Origin of the sequence: Evansella tamaricis (genome assembly GCF_019042215.1) — a bacterium.
GTDB classification, from domain to species: Bacteria; Bacillota; Bacilli; order Bacillales; family Salisediminibacteriaceae; genus Evansella; species Evansella tamaricis.
On the sequence record NZ_JAHQCS010000039.1, the window covers coordinates 19,257 to 27,902 of the forward strand.

11 protein-coding genes are annotated in these 8,646 nt (G+C 35.9%); 10 read left to right on the forward strand and 1 reads right to left on the reverse strand.

The features are described 5' to 3' along the window. Nucleotides 1-133: 133 nt before the first annotated feature. From KS419_RS02540 to KS419_RS02550, 3 genes are all read left to right on the forward strand, one after another. Entirely contained in the window at nucleotides 134-895 is a 762-nt protein-coding gene (locus KS419_RS02540) for a ParA family protein (protein ID WP_217064513.1), read from the forward strand. After that, entirely contained in the window at nucleotides 888-1,739 is an 852-nt protein-coding gene (locus KS419_RS02545; protein WP_217064514.1) for a ParB/RepB/Spo0J family partition protein, read from the forward strand. The genes KS419_RS02540 and KS419_RS02545 overlap by 8 nt, the downstream gene beginning before the upstream one ends. A 79-nt stretch (nucleotides 1,740-1,818) precedes the next feature. Next, nucleotides 1,819-2,526: a DUF554 domain-containing protein gene (locus tag KS419_RS02550; protein ID WP_217064515.1), complete on the forward strand. Its 708-nt coding sequence runs from the start codon at nucleotides 1,819-1,821 to the stop codon at nucleotides 2,524-2,526. A gap of 107 nt (nucleotides 2,527-2,633) precedes the next feature. On the opposite strand, the gene yyaC is transcribed toward KS419_RS02550, so the two are convergent. Further along, the gene (yyaC, locus tag KS419_RS02555) at nucleotides 2,634-3,248 is read right to left on the reverse strand and encodes a spore protease YyaC (protein WP_217064516.1); all 615 of its coding nucleotides are present in this window, start codon (nucleotides 3,246-3,248) and stop codon (nucleotides 2,634-2,636) included. A gap of 90 nt (nucleotides 3,249-3,338) precedes the next feature. On the opposite strand from yyaC, the gene KS419_RS02560 reads away from it, so the two are divergent. From KS419_RS02560 to rpsR, 7 genes are all read left to right on the forward strand, one after another. Beyond that, nucleotides 3,339-4,367 carry a YkvI family membrane protein gene (locus KS419_RS02560; RefSeq protein ID WP_217064517.1) on the forward strand — a complete coding sequence of 343 codons (1,029 nt, stop codon included), beginning with the start codon at nucleotides 3,339-3,341 and terminating at the stop codon, nucleotides 4,365-4,367. Nucleotides 4,368-4,479: 112 nt separating this feature from the next. Then, nucleotides 4,480-4,668, forward strand: a complete 189-nt coding sequence (locus KS419_RS02565) for a DUF951 domain-containing protein (protein ID WP_217064518.1) — start codon at nucleotides 4,480-4,482, stop codon at nucleotides 4,666-4,668. A 454-nt stretch (nucleotides 4,669-5,122) separates the two neighbouring features. Beyond that, the gene (locus KS419_RS02570) at nucleotides 5,123-5,272 is read left to right on the forward strand and encodes a hypothetical protein (RefSeq protein WP_217064520.1); all 150 of its coding nucleotides are present in this window, start codon (nucleotides 5,123-5,125) and stop codon (nucleotides 5,270-5,272) included. 229 nt (nucleotides 5,273-5,501) lie between these two features. Continuing rightward, nucleotides 5,502-6,602: a redox-regulated ATPase YchF gene (gene ychF, locus KS419_RS02575; protein ID WP_217064521.1), complete on the forward strand. Its 1,101-nt coding sequence runs from the start codon at nucleotides 5,502-5,504 to the stop codon at nucleotides 6,600-6,602. A 567-nt stretch (nucleotides 6,603-7,169) separates the two neighbouring features. Further along, nucleotides 7,170-7,457, forward strand: coding sequence for a 30S ribosomal protein S6 (gene rpsF / locus KS419_RS02580; protein ID WP_217064522.1), 288 nt, complete (start codon nucleotides 7,170-7,172; stop codon nucleotides 7,455-7,457). A gap of 50 nt (nucleotides 7,458-7,507) precedes the next feature. Beyond that, entirely contained in the window at nucleotides 7,508-8,068 is a 561-nt protein-coding gene (gene ssb, locus KS419_RS02585) for a single-stranded DNA-binding protein (protein ID WP_217064524.1), read from the forward strand. Nucleotides 8,069-8,111: 43 nt separating this feature from the next. Continuing rightward, nucleotides 8,112-8,339 carry a 30S ribosomal protein S18 gene (gene rpsR, locus KS419_RS02590; protein ID WP_217064525.1) on the forward strand — a complete coding sequence of 76 codons (228 nt, stop codon included), beginning with the start codon at nucleotides 8,112-8,114 and terminating at the stop codon, nucleotides 8,337-8,339. Nucleotides 8,340-8,646 lie beyond the last annotated feature (307 nt).

Consider the following 8,646-nt stretch of genomic DNA (forward strand, 5'->3'; position numbering starts at 1 on the left):
TTCTAATTTCATGATAAAATAAAAAATAGCTGTAAAAATTAATAGGTTTTATCAATCAAATGTCTCGTTTGAAAATGGATAAAAACTGAGTTGTGATTAATTTAGTTGATTGTATTGTGAGGTAGGTGCCGAAATGGGAAGGGTTATAGCAATTGCAAATCAAAAGGGTGGAGTCGGAAAAACTACCACAGCTGTAAATTTAAGTGCGTGTCTCGCCCACTTGGGGAAGAAAACATTATTAATTGATATTGATCCACAAGGAAATACTACAAGTGGGATTGGGATTGATAAAGGGGACGTGGATCAATGTGTCTATAATGTTCTAGTAGAGGATAAAAAACCAAAAGATGTTGTTATATCCACTAGTGTTGATGGTTTATTTTTATTACCTTCAACAATACAGCTAGCAGGTGCTGAAATTGAATTAGTACCAACAATATCAAGGGAAGTACGTTTAAAGAGGGCTATCGAGCAAGTAAAAGATCAATATGACTATATTTTAATAGATTGTCCTCCGTCTTTAGGATTATTAACAATTAATTCTTTAACAGCTTCAAATTCTGTTTTGATACCTGTACAGTGTGAATACTATGCACTAGAAGGACTTAGTCAATTATTAAATACGGTTAGATTAGTTCAAAAACACCTAAATAATGAATTAGAAATAGAAGGTGTACTATTAACTATGCTTGATGCAAGAACCAATCTAGGTATTCAAGTAATTGAAGAAGTAAAAAAATATTTTCGTGAGAAGGTTTTTCAGACAATTATTCCTCGAAATGTAAGATTAGGGGAAGCTCCTAGTCACGGTAAGCCAATCATTACATACGACCCTAAATCGCGTGGGGCTGATGTGTATATTGACCTAGCAAAGGAAGTGATAAACCATGGCTAGAGGTTTAGGCAAAGGAATAAACGCCTTCTTTCCAGATGCAGTTGATGAAAAAAAGGAAAATGTTCAAGAAATAAAAATATCAGAACTTCGACCTAATCCTTATCAACCAAGAAAAATCTTTGAAACGGAAGCGATTGAAGAATTAAAAACTTCCATTGAACAACATGGAATATTACAACCTATCATTGTCAGGAAAAGTATTAAGGGCTATGAAATAGTTGTAGGAGAACGGAGATATCGCGCTGCTAAAGAAGCAAAACTCGAAGTAGTCCCAGCCGTTGTTAGAGATTTGACAGAAGATGAAATGATGGAAATAGCATTAATTGAGAATCTTCAGCGGGAAGATTTAAACCCTTTAGAAGAAGCTAAAGCGTATCAAAAATTAATGGAGCACCTTCAAGTTACACAAGAAGAGCTATCCAAAAAACTAGGTAAGAGCAGACCCCATATTGCCAATCATGTCCGTTTACTTCAATTACCACAATTGGCTCAAGATTTCATTGCTGAGGGCAAACTTTCTATGGGGCATGGTAGGGCGTTATTAGGTCTTAAAAGAAAAGAAAAACTAACAGCGACTATACAAAAAGTTTTGAATGAAAAACTCAGTGTACGCCAATTAGAAGAATTAGTTCAACAATTAAATAAAAATGTTTCACGTGAAACAAAACAAAAAAAACCTGCCTCTCCCTTTATTCGCGAGAGTGAATCACGATTAAAGGAGTATTTCGGTACAAACGTAAATATTAAAAAAGGACGTAAAAAGGGGAAAATTGAAATTGATTTCTTCTCTGAAGAGGATTTAGAGCGAATTCTCCTTTTATTAAATCAACAAAACACAGATTGATTCAATTGGTGATCATCAGATTTTGATGATTGCCTTTTTTAAGGATAAATGTTTAATTATGGAGTTAGGGGAGAGACACATGGTCTTATTTGGTACGATTGTTAATGGTTTAGCTATTATTATAGGTGCATGGCTAGGAATGAAATTTAAGAAGTTTTCAACAGAAATGAAAGATACTGTGATGAAAGCAATTGGATTGGCTGTTGTTGTATTAGGTATAAATATGGCATTAAAAGGCGAAGAATTTTTAATTGTTATTTTCAGCTTAGCCCTTGGTGGTGTATTAGGAGAAAAATGGAACATAGAAGGTAAACTAAATGAAATGGGACAAGCCATTGAACGTAAAATGAAACGGAATACAGAAGGGAAAATAGCAGAAGGGTTTGTTGCAGCTACGTTATTATTCGTAGTGGGTGCAATGGCTATTATAGGAGCAATCGATAGTGGACTACGGCAAGATCACTCTGTATTGTTGACTAAATCGGTACTCGATGGTTTTTCTTCCATTGTTTTTGCTGCCACCATGGGAATCGGGGTAATGTTTTCGGCAGTACCGGTTATTCTCTATCAAGGTGCTATAGCGTTATCAGCAACTTTTATTGTCCAATTTATCCCACAACAATTTATAGATTCCTTCATAAGTGAAGTTACGGCGGTTGGAGGAATAATGATTATTGCCATTGGTTTAAATATACTTGGAATACCAAAGATCAGGGTTGCTAATTTACTGCCAGCAATTTTAATAACAATATTGTTTGTAATCGGAAAGATACTTTGGTTTTCTTAATTTTGATATATATAATAAACTATTTCCCTAGCTGGGAGATAGTTTATTTTTTTACTAGGCAATCCATAATTGTTCAAGTGGTGCTTATATAACTACTTCAGAGTATGTTATACCATTTCTTTTTGTAAAGATGATTGCAACCATTGTGGTTTTGTTTTTAACCATCTAGCAGATCTGGCTATTGATCTTGAAATGATCTCTGCCATGTCCATAACCAAGGAGAGACGAGTGTTTTGGAGTACCATCATCTCCATAAACCCATTTACGTTTACAATACCTGTGATATGCATTTCACCTACAGCGGGAAGCTGTTTGTTGACTGCTGTACCTGGTTTAACAGGTCCTTTGGCAATAGTAATATACCCAACACTGGAAGATCGCCCAAGGCAAGCATCAATTCCTATTATAAAAGGGTTGTCAAAACTACTATTTATTTTAGTCATAGTATCAGCAAGATTTTTAGCATGAACAGGATTTTGGAGTGTTCCAAAAATAGAAAAATCATTAAAGTGTCTTTCACTTAATTTCGTTCCAACTATAGGACCTAAACTATCTCCTGTTGAACGATCCGTTCCAATACACACGACGACAATTTCTCTTGTCTCAGTCTTTGGGAGGAATCGGTAGATTTTTTTTGCGATTTCATTTGTTACAAGGCTTTGATTCATATGGAAACGGAAGGATTCATTTTTATTTTGTTGAAAAAGTTGTCCAGAAAGCATCATACAACCCTCTTTTCATAAATAATAGTAATAGTATACGGATTCTTTTATTAATCTATACTTCAAAAATGAAAAAAGAGGGGTCAAACTATGATTATATCAGGGGTTAAATGGATGTTTTTAATAATTGGGACAATGATTGGAGCAGGATATGCTTCAGGAAGAGAACTATGGGAATTTTTTGGAACAGAAAGTACATTTGGAATCATCTTGTTTAGTGTACTTTTTTTTATATGTACTTATGTTATTATGAATATCAGTTTTCAAAAGGAATCGGAACATTATAAACCTGTCTTGAAAGAATTGATGGGACATCAACTCACAAGACTTTACGATGCGATGATAATACTGTATTTATTTTCTGTAACAGTTGTCATGATAGCTGGAGGTGGGGCAACTTTAGAAGTTTTACATATTCCATATTGGTATGGTGTTGTGATTCTATGTTCCTTATTAATTCTGCTTTTTATTTGGGGAATAAATGGTATGACATCCATGAATGCCTTTATTATTCCTATACTAATTGTATTTTTGGTTGGGACACTTACTGTCTTTCAATGGACAACCGGTTTTTCGTTAGAAATTGATCTCCGAAATCAAAGGAATTGGCCCGCGGCATTTACGTTCACAGCATTAAATATTCTTCCATTAGTTGCTGTGATCGGTGCTATTGGTAATAAAATAAAACATCGGGGAGAGATGTGGATCGCCAGTGGGGGAAGTGCATTTTTATTAGGCTCTATTTCCTTATTATATAATGAATCACTATTAAAAGTTTCAAATGAAGTAATGCTTTATGAAATACCTCTTTTTGCAATATTAAAGCATTACCCATATTTTATGGTATTAGTTATGACAGGACTTTTGTGGGCCGCAATCTACACTACAGCTGCATCAGGGATACTAGGATTATGCACTCGATTTTATGAATATTTTAAAATGCCATTTTGGTTGCTTTCCTTCTTTCTACTATTACTGATGATCCCCTTAACAACGTTTGGTTTTGCACAATTGATTAGTATTTTATATCCTTTATATGGTGTATTAAATTTATATATTTTGGCCTCAATTATATTACATCCAATTATAAACAGATTTAACAGTTCGATAAAGACCTAAATAGCGTAGGAATTAGTTTGAAGTAATTGATTCTCAAGACGGAATCGAAATAATGTAGTATAATTTTCTTCAGATAAAAGTACCCAAAATGAAATAGAAGGGATGAATAGCAATGGGGGAACAGTTTGAATTACATAGTGTTGTAGAGATGAAAAAACCCCATCCATGTGGAGTTAACAAATGGCAAATTATTAGGATGGGAATGGATATAAGAATTAAGTGTCTAGGTTGCTCCCATAGTGTCATGCTCCCGAGAAAAGAATTCTCTAAGAAAATGAAGCGAATTATTGATACTGATTAATAAAAAATTATAACGACTTGAAAATCTGTAGTCTTTAAAGAATATTTGCGAATCAAGAGTTTTTAAGAGAAGGATAATCACCGATGAAAAAAATGATTAAGTAGAGGTTCGGACAATATTATAGTGTTTAACTGAGAATGGGAACAATACACAACCGAAGCGAAGTATTTTTCCAGAGCGAATGGTAGGCATTAAATTACTTTCGTTTCTCACATTGAAGAAAGTCTTTATTATAGGAAGCTTAAGTCTTCTTTTCTCTGTTTAAATTTAGCGCCTACTCGCAAGGGAACTGAAAAAGTGGTGCTTTTCCACTTTTACAGTCCCTAAGCCACTTAGGAAGTGACAACTGAAGTCAAAGAGCGGACTTCTAACTACTTCTTCGAATTCGTTGTCCAACGAGCGTTTACTTCAGTGGCAGCACGCGAGAGATGCTGCCCTTCGAATATGCTTCGAGTTGCCTCGACGGACAGGACGTCTTAATATCGGGCATGCCACAGGACGTGGCGTTCTGCCCGATGAACGGACTTTATACAGAGCGATGCTAGTAGAAAAGAAGCACTGCCTTACACTTGTGATTTTAAGCCCTTGGTCTATTTCCACTTAGGTAAACAATGTTCTCCTTTAGATGTTTTACAAGAATTTGAAAATCAAACATACTAAAGGAATTTTTAAGTGCTTCAGTTTTAAATAAAGAAATAGACAAGGAGTCTAACAGAGAACCTTGTTTTTTTTATGTACTAAAACTATAATTGGATAGAAAGTTTAATGGACGAATCTAACTTTTAAATACTTTTAAGCATACTTAAGTTTTTAGAGTAAAGGAGCATGTAAACATGGCTTTAACAACGGGAATAGTAGGTTTACCAAATGTGGGGAAATCTACGTTATTTAATGCAATAACACAAGCAGGTGCTGAATCTGCGAACTATCCATTTTGTACCATAGATCCGAATGTGGGAATTGTTGAAGTTCCTGATTATCGACTGAATAAATTAACGGAACTGGTAGAACCTCAGAAAACAGTACCAACAGCATTTGAATTTACGGATATTGCAGGGATCGTAGAAGGAGCAAGTAAAGGAGAAGGCTTGGGGAATAAATTTCTGTCTCATATACGTCAAGTGGATGCTATTTCCCACGTAGTACGATGCTTTGAGGATGAAAACATAACCCATGTATCGGGGAGTGTGGACCCAATACGTGATATACAAGTCATTAATCTTGAATTAATTCTGGCAGATATGGAAACGGTGGAAAAAAGAATTGGAAGAGTAGAGAAAATGGCGAAACAAAAAGATAAAGATGCAATGGCAGAGTTTGAAGTTCTTGATAAGTTTCGTGAAGCATTTGAAAACGAAATGCCCGCCCGAAGTGTTGAGTTAAGTACAGAACAAATAAAAATTGCTAAAGGTCTTCATTTGTTAACTTGGAAACCAGTTTTATATGTTGCGAATGTCAGTGAAGATGAGATCCTTGACGCAGACCAAAATCCATATGTTGCAAAAGTAAAGGATTTTGCCCTAACAGAGGGTTCTGAAGTAATTGTAGTATGTGCAAAGATTGAATCTGAAATTGCGGAATTAGAAGGGGAAGAAAAAGAAGAATTTCTTAATGACTTAGGAATTGAGGAATCAGGACTTGATCAACTAATAAAGGCAGCTTATAGTTTACTGGGACTTGAAACTTATTTCACAGCAGGAAAGCAAGAAGTCAGGGCATGGACAATTCGGAAGGGAACGAAAGCTCCACAAGCTGCAGGAGTAATTCACACTGACTTTGAACGTGGGTTTATTCGTGCAGAGGTTGTTTCATTTGATGACTTAATAACAGCAGGTACCATGTCTGTTGCAAAAGAAAATGGAAAAGTACGTTTAGAGGGAAAAGAATATATAGTTCAAGATGGGGATGTTATTCATTTCCGTTTTAATGTGTAATTAATAGGTTTTTTCGCATAGATTGTTGTTCATAAAGCAAAACTTTTGCTTGGATACACTACAGGCGGATTTTTTCACAGAAGGTACAATGCCATGTGTCGTACTTGCAGTGTCTTTTTATGCGCGGGAGCGGACGGATACTACGTCTAATAAACGGCAATAGGTTTTGAAGGATACTTTACAGGAATTTGCTAGAACTGAAAGAAACAGCCTCCTCGACGAAAACAGTGTCTGCACGGTCTTCACCTCGCTGTTCGAGGAAACTGAAAAAGTTGTTTTTATATTAAAGAGGCCTTCGCTGTAACTGCTGGAGTAGCCGGCATACAATTCTCTAAGATTCTCTCAAAAAGTAACAAAGTTTACGAAAAGAGCCAATAAATGCAGAAACAGTCTCGTAATTAACACTTGCGGGATTTTTTTCAATTAATAATGGAAATATCGATAATCGTATCTTGTATATCATTGTATTATCTGCTATAATTGTCAATTGCGAGCACAGAATTAAAACTTTGCTCCTTGCTCCTTTCTACCGAAAAGGAGCCTTAGACCAAAAGGAGGTGACGAAACATGCGCAAATATGAAATCATGTACATTGTACGCCCTAATCTTGAAGAGGCAGCTACGAAAGAAGTAGTTGAGCGTTTTACTAAGATTTTATCGGACAATGGCGCAGAAGTCGAGAACGTTGAGGAAAAAGGTAAGCGTCGTTTAGCTTACGAAATCAATGATTTTAGAGAAGGATTTTACGTGTTACTTCACGTAAATGCTCCATCTGAAGCAATTGACGAATTCAACCGACTGATCAGAATCAATGACAACGTCTTAAGACATATTGTCGTTCGTGACGACGAATAAATTAGATATAACTAAGATAGATAAGACCACATTCCGGGGAGGAATTTCGGATGATGAACCGTGTTGTGTTAGTCGGTCGATTAACAAAAGATCCAGAATTACGTTATACTGCAAGTGGTGTAGCAGTTGCAACTTTCACACTAGCTGTCAACCGTCCATTCTCAAACCAGCAAGGTGAGAGGGAAGCTGATTTTATAAATTGTGTTGTTTGGAGAAAGCCAGCTGAAAACGTGGCTAACTATCTCAAAAAAGGCAGTCTTGCTGGGGTAGATGGACGTATACAAACACGAAGCTATGATAATAATGAGGGTCGACGAGTCTTTGTTACGGAAGTCGTTGCAGAATCAGTTCAATTCTTAGAACCTAGAGGAGCATCTGGTGGAAATCCTAACCAACAACCTGGTGGGAATTACGGACAAGGACAAGGCAACAGCGGTTATCAAAATCCTCCGAACCAAGGACCTGGACAAGGGTATAACCAAGGAAACCAAGGTAATTCAGGTCAAAGCAATCAAGGTTTCCAAGGAGGTTCATCCAGACCGAATAATGACGATCCATTCGCAAATGATGGAAAACCGATCGACATTAGTGACGATGACCTTCCATTCTAATATATAATATCCAACAATTAAAAACTAAGAAGGAGGGGTTCTCATGGCACGTCGTGGTCGTCCAAAACGTCGTAAAGTATGTTACTTTACGGTAAATAAGATTACTAAAATTGACTACAAAGATACGGACCTTTTGAAGAAGTTTATTTCTGAACGTGGAAAAATTCTTCCTCGTCGAGTGACTGGTACTTCTGCAAAATACCAACGTCAATTAACTCGAGCTATTAAGCGTTCACGTACAATGGCTTTATTGCCATATGTAACAGAATAGTAAATATTTATTAAACACAGTAGTGACGGAGCTACTGTGTTTTTTTGTGAAATAAAATAGGGGATTAGAAAAATTTAAATTTTGAAAAGGACAAAAGCCACATGGAGATGTTTCACATGAAACAATTAGGAGGATGGAGTTAAAGAGTATTATTAGTAAACGCATAGATCCCATGAAATTCATAATAAAATAATTTTTCACTTAATTAATACTATTGTTAGAGTAAAATGTTTGTGGGTGGAAAAAAAGTAAGTTAAGGAAGAATATGTAACCTTGGTGACGAGTGGGGAAGTGGTTTTATTCCCCA